This window comes from Timonella senegalensis JC301 (genome assembly GCF_000312125.1).
Classification (GTDB): Bacteria; Actinomycetota; Actinomycetes; order Actinomycetales; family Cellulomonadaceae; genus Timonella; species Timonella senegalensis.
Window position 1 is genome coordinate 507,371 of record NZ_HE978642.1, and the last position, 16,811, is coordinate 524,181.

Consider the following 16,811-nt stretch of genomic DNA (forward strand, 5'->3'; position numbering starts at 1 on the left):
GAAAGCACGAAAACACCGTGTTTTCCCGCCCTTTGTCGTTCCCGCAGCACTGAGCACCAACCCACGCAGGCACCCCCGAAAACTGCTGGAAACATTCCTTCAACGCGAGCGAAACAGAACTGAAAAAGCCGTAACTTGAGTGATACAACCACTCACTAGTCTCGTAAATACACCAAGCACTTAGTGGCGTAGCGCGGCCTTTGGCCGCGCATTACGAGAAGGATATTCACATGCGTTCGGCATCCACGCAGCTCGTCCAGTCCCGGCCCGCGAACATCTGGGGAACCTCCCAGGCCGCCAAGGGACTGTACGATCCTGTCGCCGAGCACGATGCGTGTGGTGTCGCCTTCGTTGCCACCCTCCGAGGTGCGCCTGGGCACGACATTGTCGAAGCAGGCCTGACGGCGCTCGTGAACCTTGACCACCGCGGTGCGGTTGGCGCTGAGGAGAATACCGGTGACGGCGCCGGCATCCTGACCCAGATTCCCGACGAGTTTTTCCGTGCCGAGGTGGCTTTCGACCTGCCCGCAGCTGGCCACTACATCGCGGGAATCGCGTTTCTCCCCGCAGACGAGGACCAATCGGCACTCCAGCGGAGCCAATTCGAGGGGATCGCAGGCCAGGAGGGTCTCACGGTCCTAGGCTGGCGCGACGTCCCGATCACGGAGGGTCTTGTTGGTCCGTCAGCCCAAGCAACTATGCCTGCCTTTGCCCAGGTGTTTCTGACTGCGCTGGCAGATGGCGTGGAGGGTATTGCTCTTGACCGCCTGGCGTTCCGCGCCCGCAAACGCGCCGAGAACGAGCTGACACTCTTCTTTGCGTCGCTCTCCTCGCGGACGATCACGTACAAGGGCATGCTCACTGTGTCCCAGCTCCGTCCATTCTTCCCCGACCTCTCCCGCGAGGAGTTCGCATCTGAGATTGCGCTCGTCCACTCCCGCTTCTCCACCAACACGTTCCCCTCCTGGCCATTGGCCCAGCCGTTCCGCCTGATCGCGCACAACGGCGAAATCAACACGGTGCGTGGAAACCGCAACTGGATGGCGGCCCGCCAGGGAAAGCTCGCATCCTCAGCGATTGGCGATTTCGCGCCGCTGCTACCTATCTGCTCGCCGGGTGCTTCCGACTCAGCCTCGTTCGATGAGGTGCTCGAGTTACTGCACCTGTCGGGGAGGTCCCTGCCCCATGCCGTCATGATGATGGTTCCGGAAGCGTGGGAAAACCACGCGTCCATGGATCCTGCACGACGCGCGTTCTACGAGTATCACGCCAACCTCATCGAGGCCTGGGATGGCCCCGCCTGCCTCACGTTCACCGACGGCACCCAGATCGGCGCAGTCCTCGACCGTAACGGCCTGCGCCCCGGTCGATTCTGGGTCACGAATGACGGCCTGGTCGTCCTCGCTTCTGAATCGGGCGTGCTCGACCTGGACCCTGCCACGATTGTGCAGAAGGGCCGCCTAGAGCCCGGAAAGATGTTTCTCGTGGATACCGGCTCACGCCGGATTATTTCCGACGATGAAGTTAAGTCGTCCCTGTCAGCTGAGAACCCCTATGGCAAGTGGGTCGAGGACAACTCCATCTACCTTTCGCAGCTGCCCGACCGTGAGCACGTGGCACACTCGGCAGCGTCCGTGCAGCGCCGCCAGCTCTCCTTTGGGTACACGGAAGAGGAGTTGAAGATGCTGCTGACGCCCATGGCCGAGGACGGCGTGGAGCCTCTTGGTGCGATGGGCACGGACACCCCGATTGCGGTTCTCTCTCAGCGCCCCAAACTGCTTTTCGACTACTTTGCGCAGATGTTCGCGCAGGTCACCAACCCGCCGCTGGACTCGATTCGCGAGCGCCTCGTCACCTCCATCGGTGGCGCTATTGGCCCCGAGCCCAACCTTCTCGAGGCCACGCCTGAGCATGCGCGTAAGGTCGTGTTGGACTTCCCAGTTCTGTCGAACGACGAGCTGGCAAAGATCGTGCACATTGACAGGGTGCGCTCCCTGAACAACTCGTTCCGCTCGATCGTGATCCGGGGGCTGTTCCGCGTGGATCGCGGGGGAGATGGCCTCAAGGAGCGGCTCGAGGAGATCTTCCGTGAGGTCGACGAGGCGATCTCTGAGGGTACGAGTTTCATCGTGCTGTCTGACCGAAACTCGTACTCGGACTATGCGCCCATCCCGTCACTCCTGCTTGTTTCGGCTGTGCACCAGCACCTCCTGCGCAGGCACACGCGCACCCAGGTCTCGCTCGTGGTGGAGGCAGGGGACGTGCGCGAAGTCCACCATGTCGCGCTCCTCGTGGGCTTTGGTGCGGCTGCGGTCAACCCATACCTTGCGATGGAGTCTGTTGAGGATCTCGCGGCTAAGGGTCTCGTGAAAGCGAGTCCCGAGGTCGCAGTCAAGAACCTCATCAAGGCGCTCGGCAAGGGCGTGCTCAAGATCATGAGCAAGATGGGCATCTCCACGCTGTCTTCCTACCGTGGCGCTCAGGTGTTCGAGGCTCTGGGGCTCTCCCGGGACTTCATCGAGTCCTACTTCACCGGAACCACCAGCCGGCTCGACGGGATCGGACTCGATGAGATTGCCGCGGAGGTCGCAATCCGCCACACGGACGCCTACCCGGCAAGTGGCAACCTCAAGCTTGACCAGCCGTTGCCGAGCGGCGGGGAGTACAAGTGGCGGCGTGATGGCGAGGAGCACCGGTTCGACCCGGAGACCGTGTTCAAACTTCAGCACTCCACACGGTCACGCCGGATGGATATTTTCCGTGAGTACACTGGCAGGGTCAACGACCAGTCCGCACGCCTTATGACCTTGCGCGGCCTCCTAGAGTTCGATTCCGGGCGTGAGCCCATCTCCATCGACGAGGTCGAGCCGATCTCCGAAATCGTGAAGAGATTCAATACGGGCGCCATGTCCTATGGTTCGATCTCGCAGGAGACCCACGAGACCCTGGCACGTGCCATGAACCAGTTGGGCGGGCGATCCAACACGGGTGAGGGCGGTGAGCTGCCGGAGCGCCTCTACGACCCAGAGCGCCGCTCTAAGGTCAAGCAGATTGCGTCTGGACGTTTCGGTGTCACCTCCGAGTACCTGGTCAACGCCGACGACATCCAGATCAAGCTCGCCCAGGGTGCCAAGCCCGGCGAGGGCGGTCAGCTGCCCGGCCACAAGATGTACCCGTGGATTGCCCAGACGCGCCACTCCACGCCTGGAGTCGGTCTCATCTCACCGCCCCCACACCACGACATCTACTCGATCGAGGACCTCGCCCAGCTCATCCACGACGCCAAGAACGCCAACCCAAGGGCCCGCATCCACGTCAAGCTCGTGTCCGAGTTTGGGGTGGGCACGGTCGCCGCGGGCGTTTCTAAGGCGCACGCCGACGTTGTCCTGATCTCTGGGCACGATGGAGGAACGGGCGCGAGCCCGCTCAACTCCCTCAAGCATGCGGGAACGCCATGGGAGATCGGACTAGCGGAGACGCAGCAGACCCTGATTCTGAACGACCTGCGTGACCGCATCACCGTCCAGGTGGACGGACAGCTCAAGACCGGCCGTGACGTTGTGATCGCTGCACTGCTTGGCGCGGAAGAGTTCGGGTTCGCCACTGCGCCCATGGTGGTGTCGGGCTGCATCATGATGCGTGTGTGCCACCTCGACACCTGCCCCGTGGGTGTCGCCACCCAAAACCCGGAACTGCGTTCGCGCTTCACCGGAAAGCCGGAGTTTGTGGTCAACTTCTTCGAGTTCATTGCTCAGGAGGTTCGCGAGTACCTGGCCGAGCTAGGCTTTGCCTCGATTGAGGAAGCAGTGGGACACGTTGATGCGCTCAACGCTCGCAAGGCGGAGGACCACTGGAAGGCCCAAGGTCTCGACCTGACTCACGTGCTCGAGCAGATCCGCCCGGTTAACGGCTCGGACATCAAGCGTGCCAAGGCGCAGAAGCATGGGCTCGAAAAGGCCCTCGACAACGAGCTCATTGCTCGCTCCGCGCCAGCGCTTGAGAACGGCGAACACGTCGTGATCGCCACCGAAATCCGTAACGTTAACCGAACCGTCGGCACGATGCTCGGCTACGAGGTGACCACACGGTACCGGGGCGAGGGGCTGAAAGATGACACAATCGTCGTTAATTTGACCGGCTCAGCCGGGCAGTCACTGGGGGCATTCTTGCCAAGAGGGATCACACTGAACCTCGTTGGCGACGCCAACGACTACGTGGGCAAGGGCCTGTCCGGCGGGCACATTTCCGTGCGGCCGAGCGAGAACGCAACCTTTGATGCGGCGCAGAACGTTATCGCAGGGAACGTGATCGGCTACGGCGCGACGTCCGGCGAGATCCTCCTGCGTGGTCGCGCGGGCGAACGCTTCGGTGTGCGCAACTCTGGCGCGACCCTCGTGGTCGAGGGTGTGGGCGACCACGCCTGCGAGTACATGACCGGAGGCGAGGTGCTCATCCTCGGGCCAACCGGGCGCAACCTCGCGGCGGGAATGTCCGGGGGAGTCGCATACGTGCTCGACCTGCAGGAGGGCGCGCTCAACGTGGACTCGCTGCAGGCGGGCGAATTCCTCACCACGGGACTCGACGAAAAGGACACAGAGCGCGTGGTGGAGCTGCTGCAGCGACACGCACAGGTGACCGGAAGCGAGACCGCACGCTCCCTGCTCGCGGACGTCCCAGCATCGCTTGCGCGATTCACTCGGGTCCTGCCAGCGGAGTATGCACGCATGAACACGGCGCTCGAAAACGCCAAGGAACAAGGAATCGACCTCAGTGCGCCGGGCGCTTGGGACAACATTTTGGAGGTGGCCCGTGGCTGATCCACGCGGATTTCTGAAGGTGCGCGAGCGCGAAACCCCCGCATACCGCCCGGTTGAAGTGCGCCTACTGGACTTCAAAGACGTCCTGGCCAAGCGCGTCGACGGCTCGGCGTACGTCAAGGTCCAGGCCTCACGCTGCATGGACTGCGGTATCCCTTTCTGTAACCAGGGCTGCCCGCTCGGCAACCTGATCCCAGACTGGAATGACCTCGTGTCCCAGGATCAGTGGGAACTGGCCGCCCAGCGTCTCCACGCCACCAATAACTTCCCCGAGTTCACGGGGCGTGTCTGCCCCGCGCCCTGCGAGACGAGCTGCGTGCTCGGCATCAACCAGCCGGCCGTGACCATCAAGAACATCGAAGTCACCATCATTGACGAGGCGTTTGATCGCGGGTACGTGGCCCCGCAGATCCCGCAGCGGCTCACCGGCCAAACAGTGGCTGTGGTGGGTTCGGGCCCCGCAGGGTTGGCAGCAGCGCAACAGCTGACCCGCGCTGGGCACACCGTGGTCGTATACGAACGCGACCCGCTGATTGGTGGACTCCTGCGCTACGGAATCCCGGACTTCAAACTTGAAAAATGGCACATCGACCGCCGACTCGCCCAGATGGAAGCTGAGGGAACCCGATTTCGCCCAGGTGTTGAGATCGGCACGGACATTTCGTGGGAGGATCTGCGGGACCGTTTCGACGCAGTCGTGGTGTGCGTGGGCGCCACAGTTCCGCGCGATCTAGCGCTCCCCGGGCGAGAGTTGAACGGAATCCACTACGCCATGGATTACCTGGTTCAACAGAATCACGTGTCGAACGGCGAAACTATGGACAATCAAACACTTGCCACGGGAAAAAACGTTATTGTTATTGGTGGTGGTGACACGGGCTCCGACTGCATCGGAACAGCTCTGCGGCAGCAAGCAGCCAGTGTGACAACCCTTGCCATTGGCAAGAAGCCCCCACTGGATCGTCCAGGTAACCAACCGTGGCCGACCCACCCCAACCTCTTCGAGGTGTCTAGTTCACACGCGGAGGGGGGAGAGCGAGCTTACCTCGCCTCCACGGTTGAGTTTGTTGGCGATCCCAACGGAAACGTCACCGCACTCAAAGTTGCAACCACGGAATACCTTTCCGATGGGCGTCGCGTTCCTCAGCAAGGCACGGAGCGCGAAATCCCTGCGGATTTGGTCCTCATTGCAATGGGATTCGTGGGACCCGAAACAGCAAGTTTCACCTCGCAAAGCCGCGCGGAAGTCACCGAAAGGGGCGTACTCGCGCGCCGCGATGACTTCTCCACGACTCTGCCGGGCGTCTTCGTAGCCGGTGACGCTGGACGCGGACAATCGCTCATTGTGTGGGCGATTGCCGAGGGCCGAGCAGCCGCTGCAAGTGTGGACACATACTTGCAAGGAGCTACAGAACTTGCGGTCCCAGTGGCGGCAAACACACAAGCCTTGCGTCCCTAAGTCCCATATGCCGTTCTAAACACACAGTCTAGAATGGTCATGACAACGGGATCTCTACTGTCCCCAAGCTGTATCAGACAAGCAATAGGCTGGAGCTATGCGTAAAGCTAAGATCGTTTGCACCATCGGACCGGCGTCCTCTTCACCAGAGAACATGGCCAAGATGGTTGCCGCAGGTATGGATGTTGCTCGTATTAACCGTTCCCACGGTGGATTCGAAGAGCACGAAGCCGTTTACAACAACGTTCGCCAGGCAGCTAAGGACGCTGGCCGTAACGTTGCAGTCCTCGTTGACCTGCAGGGCCCAAAGATTCGTCTCGGTAAGTTCGAAGAGGACCGCAAGTACTTCCTCGAGGTCGGCGACGTCTTCACCATCACCATCGACGACATCCTGGGTAACCAGGAGATCTGCTCCACCACCCACAAGGGTCTTCCACAGGACGCAACCGTTGGCGACGCAATCCTCATTGACGACGGAAAGGTAACCGTCCGCGTCATCGAGGTCACCGACACCTCGGTTGTCACTAAGTGTGAGGTCCCCGGACCAATCTCGAACAACAAGGGTCTGAACCTCCCAGGCGCGAACGTTTCCGTTCCTGCAATGTCCGACAAGGACGAGGAAGACCTGCGCTGGGCAATCAAGCTCGGTGCAGACATCATCGCTCTGTCGTTCGTCCGTACCGCTAAGGACTACGACGACGTCCGCCGCGTCATGGAAGAGGAAGGCCGCGTCCTTCCAGTTGTTGCCAAGGTTGAGAAGCCACAGGCCGTTGAGAACCTCGCAGAAATCGTGGACGCGTTCGACGCGATCATGGTCGCTCGTGGTGACCTCGGTGTTGAGCTTCCTCTCGAGCAGGTTCCACTGGTTCAGAAGCGCGCAGTCGAGCTTGCTCGCCGTGCCGCAAAGCCAGTCATCGTGGCGACCCAGGTCCTCGAATCGATGATCTCCAACCCACGTCCAACCCGTGCAGAGGCATCTGACTGCGCAAACGCCATCCTCGACGGTGCTGACGCTGTTATGCTCTCCGGTGAGACCTCCGTTGGTGACTTCCCAATCGAGACCGTCCAGATCATGGCCAAGATCGTTGAGGCTACCGAAGAGCTCGGCCAGGAGCGCATTGCTCCTCTCGGCTCGACCCCTCACACCCGCGGTGGAGCAATCACCCGCGCGGCTGCTGAAATCGGTGAAACCCTCGGCGTCAAGTACGCAGTGACCTTCACCCAGTCCGGTGACTCGGCTCGCCGTTTCGCTCGCCTGCGTTCCCCACTGCCACACCTCGCATTCACCCCTAAGTCAGACGTAGCATCCGTGCTTGCTCTGTCGTGGGGCGTTACCGCGCAGCAGGTAGACCACGTTGACTCGACCGACGCAATGGTTCGCATCGTTGACGCTCGTCTCCAGGAGCAGGGTCTTGCAGAGATCGGCGACATGATTGTCGTTGTATCCGGTGCACCAGTTGGCGTTGCAGGAACCACCAACTCGATCCTCGTTCACCGCATCGGTGACGACGTCTGAGTTGTGACTCTCTAGAGTTCAGTAAAGCGGGCCCCACCTCAAAGAGGTGGGGCCCGCTTTACTGTGCGGCCTGCTGTGCGGCTTGTGTCCCGCCCGTCAGCGGGATGTGCCCCTGTTCCCCCCCGCGAGATTGCACCTGGGGGTCCGAGATTACCCGGCGGCCGGGTAATCTCGGACCCCCAGGTGTAATCTCGGCACAATTACTAACGACGATCATGGCTACGTTGCAGATTCACCTTGCGTGCCTGCGTTGTGCAAAGGAGTTGGTGCAGGGGCATTGAAGGCGGGGTAGAAGGCGTTGATAGGCAGTGTTGACACGCCGGGGGTGGGGGAACGAAAGAAGGCCCCTACGCTGTGCGTAGGAGCCTTCCTATGGTGCCCCGGGTGGGATTCGAACCCACACTGGATCGGGTTTGAGCCGAACGCCTCTGCCGGTTGGGCTACCGGGGCTAAAGAACAAACATTTACGCATGTGACATGCACATGCGCGAGTTCACCCTAGGCGTCAGAACTTTCGTTCTGTCCGGGTAAAACCTTACACGGTTCGCACCTCTAGTTGAAATCAGCTTGGCCCAAGTATCTGTGTGACCTGCATTGCCATGCGCGAAATTTCCTCAATAGTGAGACATTTACGAGCCCTGACCCACTAAGATGGAGGGGTGACCAAGAAAGCCGAAGAAGTAACAGACGCAGAGACCTCCGCAAATGAGCCAGTCATCGAACTTGACTCGCTTGTGTCGACCGAGGGAGAAGAGACGTCTGCACGTCCAGCACGCCGCGCTGTCGTGGCCGAGGACGAAGCGCTGATCCGTATGGACGTAGTCGAGACTCTTCGTGAGGCTGGCTATGACGTGGTCGGTGAAGCTGGTGACGGCGAGACCGCCGTGCGCCTCGCAATCGAACTTAAGCCTGACGTAGTCGTCATGGACGTCAAGATGCCTGAGCTTGACGGCATCAGTGCCGCAGAGCGCATCGGAAAGGCACACGCTGCCCCAGTTGTCCTCCTCACCGCGTTCTCGCAGACCGAACTGGTCGAGCGTGCTCGCGACGCAGGAGCAATGGCGTACGTGGTGAAGCCGTTCAGCCCAGCTGACCTGCTTCCTGCCGTGGAGATCGCGATCTCCCGCTACCGTCAGATCACTGCTCTCGAGTCAGAGGTCGCTGACCTAGCTGACCGCTTTGAGACCCGTAAGCGTGTTGACCGCGCCAAGGGCCTCCTGATGAGCAAGATGGGCCTCAGCGAGCCGGAGTCCTTCCGCTGGATCCAGAAGACGTCCATGGACCGTCGCCTGACCATGCGCGAGGTTGCTGACGCCGTGATCGACCAGGTCGGCGACTAAGCACTCCCGAACCACCTCATTGCCATTGCCAAGATTTCTAAAAGTCTTGGCAATGTCTTTTCCTGCCCGCCTTGTAGATCTTGCATTCCGGTGGCGAAAGATGTTTGATGAGTTCGTAGTAACGATTCTGTAACGGAATTCACCCGCTACGGCCCTCTATGCGTCCCGCCAGAAATGCATATTCGAAGGAGTTACCCGTGCTCGCACACGTTGAAGTTCGTGATCTTGCGGTCTCTGATCTCGATACGATGGCGGACCTTTGTTTGGCCGCGCGCGGGGAGTCGACGCTCGGCGCGCAGGTGAGTGTTCCCGAGGCGGACAGGATCGTTCGCCAGGTTGGAACCTTCGCTCAACTCGAGGGCGGAAGCGTTCTCGTGGCGTCTATCGACGGGCAGATTGTGGGCTTTGCAATGAGTCGGTTCATTGGACCTGGACTCTTTGTGGATCATTCCTCGTTCTACATCGAGGCTCTTTACGTTGCGAGCTCGGCGCGCCGCAGGGGAGTGGGCCACAACCTGCTCTCCGTGCTCGCGGACCGCGCAGCACTCCAGGGCGTCACCGAGATCTACGCGCTGCCTCTTCCCGGTTCCCGTGGCGTCCAGCGCTTCCTCGCCCGACTCGGATTCGCTCCCGCAGCGTCACACCGCGTTGTTTCGGTGTCGGCGCTCCAGCGGAATATCGCAGCGGAGTTCAAGCGCAGCCGAAAAGGCACCGCACGCGCTATCGAGGACCTCATTGCGCGCCGCAGGCGCTCTCGCTTTGAAACGAACAGCGGGCCACTCGATCTGCGCGCATTCCAGAATGAGTACGCCGCGAGGCAGGAACTGGATGAGCAGTCCCTGCCCAACTAGGCGGAACTACCTGCTGATGATCATGCACGTTATACGTGACGTGCACAGGCGCTTGCCAGAATCGTCGGTTATTAGTACTTCATAGCTGGCCGTTGTGCGGCCCAAGTGGATCGCCCGCGCCTCGCCGTAGACTATGCCGGACCGTGCGGACGCGTGGTGGGTCGCGTTGATCTCGATGCCCACCGCAGCCTTTCCCTCACCGGCGTGCATCTGCGCGGCAATGGATCCCAGCGTCTCTGCAAGGACCACGGACGCGCCGCCGTGAAGCAGCCCCATGGGCTGCGTATTTCCCTCGACCGGCATGGAGCCGGTCGCGTGCTCTGCCGAGAGTTCCGTGAGCGTGATGTTCATGCGCTCCAGCAGAGTTCCTTTAAGTGAATACTCGGACATGTTCAACGTGTTCTTCTCTCCCATTCAAGATAGGTTTGCAGGTGTGAACGACTTTACGCGACCTCGGCTCCTGATCATCGACGGACATTCCATGGCGTTTAGGGCATTCTTTGCCCTTCCCGCGGATAAGTTCATTACTTCCTCGGGTGCATACACCAACGCGGTGCACGGCTTCATCTCCATGCTGACCACGCTGATCACTAACGAGAAGCCAACGCACTTGGGTGTTGCCTTTGACGCTGGATCGCACACTTTCCGCAACGACCAGTACCCCGAGTACAAGGGTGGCCGTGACGCCACGCCCGAGGAGTTCAAGGGCCAGGTTCCACTGCTCAAGGAAGTCCTCGCCGCGATGAACATCGCCTACCTCGAGATCGACCAGATCGAGGCGGATGACATTCTGGCTACGTGGTCCGCGCAGGGCCGGGACGCGGGCATGGAAGTCCTGGTGTGTTCCGGAGACCGTGACGCGTTCCAGTTGGTGAACGAGGACGTCACTGTGCTTTACCCGGTTAAGGGTGTCTCCGAGCTCAAGCGATACACGCCTGACGCCGTCGAGGAGAAGTACGGCGTAAGGCCGGAGAACTATCCCGACATGGCCGCACTCGTCGGCGAGAACGCGGACAACATCCCGGGCGTCCCGGGTGTGGGACCCAAAACCGCTGCCAAGTGGATCGGCCAGTTTGGTTCGCTCGAGGCGATCCTCGAGGGCGCCGACGGCATCAAGGGCAAGGTCGGTGAGTCGCTGCGCGGCCACATCGAACAAGTGCGCCGCAACCGCGTCATCAACCATCTGCTACGGGACGTGGACGTGGCCATTTCCGCGGGTGACCTCGACATGCGCCCCTGGGACCGCGCTGCCATGAACGAGATCTTTGACATTCTCGAGTTCCGCAACCTCCGCGACCGGCTCTTCGCGCTCATGCCTGCGGGCGAGGACGAGGCCTCGGCGCCAGTAGAGGCCGAGGCGGAGCTGGACATCACCGTGTTTGGCAAGGGTTCACTCAGCGAGTGGCTCGAGTCCGCGCAGGACGCAGTCTCAGTGGAGATCGACGGCCGCCGCACCCCGCACACTGGCTCGGCCTGGACCCTCGCTCTTGCCGACTCAGCCGACAGGGTTGCGGTTCTCAAGCTTGAGGAACTCTCCGACGAGAACACGGTGACCCTGCGTGATTGGCTCGCCAACGCGTCTGCGCCCAAGTTCGTGCACGGATACAAGGGCGTGTGGCACGCGCTCAAGCGGTTTTCCGGTGGCATCGCTGGCGTGACGTTTGACGTTGAACTCGCGGCGTACCTCGCCTTCCCCGACCAGCGCACCTATGGCCTCGAAGACCTCGCACAGCGTTACCTGTTCCGTTCGCTCACCGTGGCGGAATCCTCCGGCCAGGGCGCACTGGATCTCGGATTCGACGAGGTAGAGACCTACCGAGAGCTCGCGCAGCGCGCTGCCGCCATTCGCCCGCTCGAGGAACACCTGCGCGGCGAACTCGTGGAGCGCAAGTCACTGCACCTGCTCGAGGAACTTGAACTTCCGCTCGCGCACACTCTGGTGGGTATGGAGGACGACGGCGTTGCAATGGACGTCGAACACCTGCGTTCGCTCGAAGCCCAGTTCACGCAGATGGGCGCTGCCGCAGCCGCTGCGGCCTACGAGACGATCGGCCGTGAGGTCAACCTGGGCTCTCCCAAGCAGCTCCAGGAGGTCTTGTTCGACCAGTTGGACATGCCCAAGACCAAGAAGATCAAGACCGGGTACACAACCGATGCGGCCTCGCTCCAGGACCTGTTTGAGAAGACAGAGCACCCGTTTCTGCGCCACCTGCTAGAGCACCGCGACGTCACCAAGTTGCGTCAGACCGTGGAGACCCTGCTGAAGTCCGTGGCGGACGACGGACGAATCCACACGACCTTCCAGCAGACCGTGGCTGCGACCGGGCGCCTGTCCTCGGCGGACCCCAACCTCCAGAACATCCCCGTCCGCACGGAGATGGGTCGCCAGATCCGCCAGGCGTTCACCGTGGGCGAGGACTACGAGACTCTCGTGACCGCTGACTACAGCCAGATTGAAATGCGGATCATGGCCCACCTGTCGGGTGACGACAAGCTCATTGAGGCGTTCAAGGCGGGGGAGGACCTGCACAACTACGTGGGATCCCACGTGTTCGAGGTCCCCACGGACCAGGTGACCCCAGCGATGCGCTCCAAGGTTAAGGCGATGAGCTACGGACTCGCCTACGGTCTGTCCGCATACGGCCTTTCCAAGCAGCTCAACATCTCGGTTGGCGAGGCCAGCAAGCTCATGGACGATTACTTCGAACGCTTTGGCGAGGTGCGCACGTACCTCTCCAGCGTCCAAGAACAGGCCCGCAAGGACGGCTACACGCAGACCATCCTCGGCCGCCGCCGCTATCTCCCAGACCTGACCAGCTCGAACCGTCAGCGTCGCGAGATCGCAGAGCGTGTGGCGCTCAACGCTCCTATCCAGGGCAGCGCGGCCGACATCATCAAGTTGGCGATGCTGCGCGTGACCAAGCGGTTTGAGGCCGAGAACGTAAAGTCCCGCCTGTTGCTGCAGATCCATGACGAACTCCTCGTCGAGGCAGCGCACGGCGAGGTTGAACTGGTTGAGACGATCCTGCGCGAGGAGATGGCTGGAGCGATGGAACTCTCCGTCCCGCTCTCCGTGTCAGTGGGCATCGGCCGCAACTGGCACGAGGCCGGTCACTAGGCTCACCGCGCGAGCGTACGTATGGCGACGGCGGCCAGCACATGTGGTGTTGGCCGCCGTCGCCATACGTGTTGCGGGCTGATTCTCCCGCAAGGCCGCCTCCCCATCAGAGAAAGGGCTAAGGCCCAGCACTGCGCCTACGCCGCAGGCTTGTCCGCCATGAAGATCGCAGTGCCCGGGAGCAGGGCGCCACGCTCCGGCCCCCAGCCGCCCCACACGTTCGCGTTGCCTGCGGGCCACTCAGGCTCCACGATGTCCCGCAGGATCAAACCCGCGGCCGCGATCTCGCGCACGTGATCACCGATGGTGCGGTGATACTCCGCATACTCGAGTTGGCCCTGCTCGTCGAACTCCACGTACGGCTCACGCGCAAAGTACGAGCGCGTGATCGTGGTGCCGTGGCTCGTGGGATCGTCCGGAAACATCCAGCGAACCGGGTGGGTTACCGAACAAACCCAGCGTCCTCCGGGGCGCAGCACTCGCGCAATCTCCGTGTGAATGCGCTCCGCGTCGGGCACGAACGGGATCGCACCAAAGGACGTGAACGCCGCATCAAACGACGAGTCCGCGAACGGCAGCTCGCGCGCGTCCGCCTGAATCAGGGGGACGCGGTGCTGGGAACCGGCTCGCTCGTTGTAAATAAGGGCCTGTTCCAGCATGGCGTGAGAATAATCCGTGGCCACTACGCGCGCGCCCTGCGCGCGCAACCAGCGTGAGCACTGGGCAGCACCGCTGCCCACCTCAAGAATCTTCTTATCGACGACCCCCTCGCGCGAGCCGAGCAGGCGGGCTTGGTCCTCGGTCAGGCCCTCGGGGCCCCACACAAAGCGCGACTCGCCCAGAAACGCGCCGTTGTCGTCGTGATACTCGGCGGCATTTTCGTCCCACCAGGTGCGAGCGGCCCTCGACGCGTCCTGCTCAGGGACGTGTTCATATCCGATTCGGCTCTGGTTCATCGCTGCGTCTCCTGGGCGAGTGGTGGGGTGGGGCGCTTTGTGGGCACGTAAGAATCGTACTGGTGAAGGGACCAAAGTTTCACAAACACGGGACCACCGCGCGTTAAGGTAGGAGCGCTGAAAGTTACGCATCCCGTTGTCGAATAATGGGACGCGCAATCTTATGTGGCGAACGTGCCACTCACTATGAGGGAGTTTGAATGCGCATCGGCCTGCTCACAGGTGGAGGAGACTGCCCCGGACTGAACGCTGCAATTCGCGCAGTGGTCAAGCAGGGACTCGGCGAATACGGGCACCAGATCATCGGTTTCCGTAACGGCTGGAAAGGCGTAGTTGACGGAGACGTGATCCAGTTGGATCGCTCGAATATCCGTAACATTCTGCCTCAGGGCGGAACCATGCTTGGTACCGCGCGCTTCCACCCTCACTCGGCCGGTGCCATGGAGCAGGTCATGGCCACACTTGAAGCAGAGCGGATCGATGCTCTCATCTGCATCGGTGGCGATGGCACGCTCAACGCCGCGTCAAAGGTGGCCGAGCAGGGTATCAACATCGTGGCGATCCCCAAGACGATCGACAACGACGTGTACGGAACCGACCTGTCGATCGGCTACCACACGGCAGTGAACATCGCGACGGAAGCAATCGACCGCATCCACACCACCGCCGAGTCACACAACCGCGTCATGGTTATCGAGGTCATGGGACGCCACGCAGGCTGGATCGCGGTTGCATCGGGCATCGCGGGTGGAGCCGAGATCGTGCTGGCTCCTGAGGAGCCATTTGAGATCGAAAAGATCGTCAAGTTCTTGAAGCACCGTCACCGTGCCCACGCGAACTTCTCTATCGTGGTCGTAGCCGAGGGGGCCGCACCCGCAAAGGGCAGCGCGATGGACTACGAAGTGCAGCTCGGTCAGTACGGCGAGATCATCGCGGGCGCGATTGGCGAGCGTGTAGCCAAGGAGATCCAGGAGCGCACAGGGTTCGACACCCGACTCACGGTTCTTGGCCACGTGCAGCGTGGTGGCACGCCAACCCCGACCGACCGAATCCTCGGTTCACGATTCGGCGTGGCCGCAATCGACGCGATCAGCGCAGGCAAGACCAACGTCATGACCGCCGTGCGCAACGAGGAGATCGTTCTGGTCCCGCTCGAGGAAATCGCCGGCAAGGTGAAGACCGTCCCAGACGACCTGCTGAGCGTGGCGAAGGCCCTCGCCTGAGCCGCAAACTGAACAAAACGACCTTTACCCACGTGACGTGGCGGGAAACACACCGAATTCCTGTCCTCCGTGGGTAAAGTCGTTTGACCCCCTTTCGGGGCCGCGTGTAGGCTGGAATACGGTGTTTTCGAACCCGGCTACCCTCGTCGAGGGCAGCAAAAACGGCTAGCACCTAGTGAAGTTAACTCAGTGAAGTTCAACTTTGCACGGAGCCAGCCGAACTCACATATCCGTACTACTTCCTGTCCGCATCGGAGCATTAGACTCAATGAGCAACAACACCCCTCAGGTCGCAATCAACGACATTGGTACCGAGGAAGACTTCCTCGCAGCAGTTGACGCAACCATCAAGTACTTCAACGATGGCGACATCGTTGAGGGCACCATTGTCAAGGTTGACCGCGACGAGGTTCTCCTCGACATCGGTTACAAGACCGAAGGTGTCATCCCATCTCGCGAACTGTCCATCAAGCACGATGTTGACCCAGGCGAGGTTGTAAACGTAGGCGACGCCGTTGAGGCTCTGGTTCTCCAGAAGGAGGACAAGGAAGGCCGTCTCATCCTGTCCAAGAAGCGCGCTCAGTACGAGCGTGCCTGGGGCACCATCGAGAAGATCAAGGAAGAAGACGGCGTCGTTACCGGTACCGTCATCGAGGTTGTCAAGGGTGGTCTTATCCTCGACATCGGCCTCCGCGGCTTCCTTCCTGCATCCCTCGTTGAGATGCGTCGCGTCCGCGACCTCATGCCATACGTTGGCAAGGAGATCGAGGCAAAGATCATCGAGCTCGACAAGAACCGCAACAACGTTGTGCTTTCTCGCCGCGCATGGCTCGAGCAGACTCAGTCCGAGGTTCGCTCCACCTTCCTCCAGACCCTCCAAAAGGGCCAGGTTCGCCCAGGTGTTGTCTCCTCGATCGTCAACTTCGGTGCATTCGTTGACCTTGGCGGCGTAGACGGTCTCGTCCACGTTTCCGAGCTCTCCTGGAAGCACATCGACCACCCATCCGAGGTAGTCGAGGTTGGCCAGGAAGTTACCGTTGAGGTTCTCGACGTTGACTTCGACCGCGAGCGCGTTTCGCTTTCGCTCAAGGCAACCCAGGAAGACCCATGGCAGACCTTCGCCCGCACCCACGCGATCGGACAGGTTGTACCAGGTAAGGTCACCAAGCTCGTTCCATTCGGTGCATTCGTTCGCGTTGAGGACGGCATCGAGGGTCTCGTGCACATCTCCGAGCTGGCTGTTCGCCACGTTGACCTGCCAGAGCAGGTTGTCAACGTTGGTGACGACGCGTTCGTTAAGGTCATCGACATTGACCTCGAGCGTCGCCGCATCTCGCTCTCCCTCAAGCAGGCTAACGAAGGCGTCGACCCAGAGTCCGACGAGTTCGACCCAGCTCTGTACGGTATGGCAGCTGAGTACGACGAGGCTGGCAACTACAAGTACCCAGAGGGCTTCGACCCAGAGACCGAAGAGTGGCTCGAGGGCTTCGAGACCCAGCGTGAGGCTTGGGAGAACGAGTACGCCAAGGCA

Annotated in this window: 10 protein-coding genes and 1 tRNA gene; 8 read left to right on the top strand and 3 right to left on the bottom strand. The window is 61.2% G+C overall.

Features of this window, described 5'->3' with window-relative positions; all coding sequences use genetic code 11:
* Window positions 1–230 precede the first annotated feature (230 nt).
* From gltB to pyk, 3 genes are all read left to right on the top strand, one after another.
* Complete coding sequence (gltB, locus tag HGSM_RS06835; RefSeq protein ID WP_019147999.1) at window positions 231–4,817, top strand: glutamate synthase large subunit; 4,587 nt, start codon at window positions 231–233, stop codon at window positions 4,815–4,817.
* On the top strand, window positions 4,810–6,276 hold the full coding sequence (locus HGSM_RS06840) for a glutamate synthase subunit beta (protein ID WP_019148000.1): 1,467 nt from the start codon (window positions 4,810–4,812) through the stop codon (window positions 6,274–6,276). Before gltB ends, HGSM_RS06840 begins: the two co-directional genes overlap by 8 nt.
* A 97-nt stretch (window positions 6,277–6,373) precedes the next feature.
* On the top strand, window positions 6,374–7,792 hold the full coding sequence (gene pyk, locus HGSM_RS06845; RefSeq protein WP_019148001.1) for a pyruvate kinase: 1,419 nt from the start codon (window positions 6,374–6,376) through the stop codon (window positions 7,790–7,792).
* 373 nt (window positions 7,793–8,165) lie between these two features.
* On the opposite strand, the gene HGSM_RS06850 is transcribed toward pyk, so the two are convergent.
* Window positions 8,166–8,242, bottom strand: a tRNA-Leu gene (locus HGSM_RS06850).
* Between the two features lie 266 nt (window positions 8,243–8,508).
* Here HGSM_RS06850 and HGSM_RS06855 point away from each other — a divergent pair.
* Both HGSM_RS06855 and HGSM_RS06860 read left to right on the top strand, forming a co-directional pair.
* Window positions 8,509–9,132 (top strand): ANTAR domain-containing response regulator, encoded by a 624-nt coding sequence (locus tag HGSM_RS06855; RefSeq protein ID WP_230197516.1) that lies wholly within the window; start codon window positions 8,509–8,511, stop codon window positions 9,130–9,132.
* 197 nt (window positions 9,133–9,329) lie between these two features.
* Window positions 9,330–9,983: a GNAT family N-acetyltransferase gene (locus tag HGSM_RS06860; RefSeq protein ID WP_019148003.1), complete on the top strand. Its 654-nt coding sequence runs from the start codon at window positions 9,330–9,332 to the stop codon at window positions 9,981–9,983.
* Between the two features lie 6 nt (window positions 9,984–9,989).
* On the opposite strand, the gene HGSM_RS06865 is transcribed toward HGSM_RS06860, so the two are convergent.
* Window positions 9,990–10,397, bottom strand: a complete 408-nt coding sequence (locus tag HGSM_RS06865) for a PaaI family thioesterase (protein WP_051009696.1) — start codon at window positions 10,395–10,397, stop codon at window positions 9,990–9,992.
* Between HGSM_RS06865 and polA the strand changes: the two genes are divergently transcribed.
* Window positions 10,372–13,101 (top strand): DNA polymerase I, encoded by a 2,730-nt coding sequence (polA, locus tag HGSM_RS06870; RefSeq protein WP_019148005.1) that lies wholly within the window; start codon window positions 10,372–10,374, stop codon window positions 13,099–13,101. The genes HGSM_RS06865 and polA overlap by 26 nt on opposite strands.
* Before the next feature lie 137 nt (window positions 13,102–13,238).
* Here the strand turns inward: polA and HGSM_RS06875 are convergent, their stop codons facing one another.
* On the bottom strand, window positions 13,239–14,057 hold the full coding sequence (locus tag HGSM_RS06875) for a class I SAM-dependent methyltransferase (RefSeq protein ID WP_019148006.1): 819 nt from the start codon (window positions 14,055–14,057) through the stop codon (window positions 13,239–13,241).
* Window positions 14,058–14,257: 200 nt separating this feature from the next.
* On the opposite strand from HGSM_RS06875, the gene HGSM_RS06880 reads away from it, so the two are divergent.
* The gene (locus tag HGSM_RS06880) at window positions 14,258–15,280 is read left to right on the top strand and encodes a 6-phosphofructokinase (RefSeq protein WP_019148007.1); all 1,023 of its coding nucleotides are present in this window, start codon (window positions 14,258–14,260) and stop codon (window positions 15,278–15,280) included.
* A gap of 268 nt (window positions 15,281–15,548) precedes the next feature.
* Window positions 15,549–16,811, top strand: a 1,263-nt coding sequence (rpsA, locus tag HGSM_RS06885; protein WP_019148008.1) for a 30S ribosomal protein S1, incomplete at its 3' end; no start/stop codon positions are given.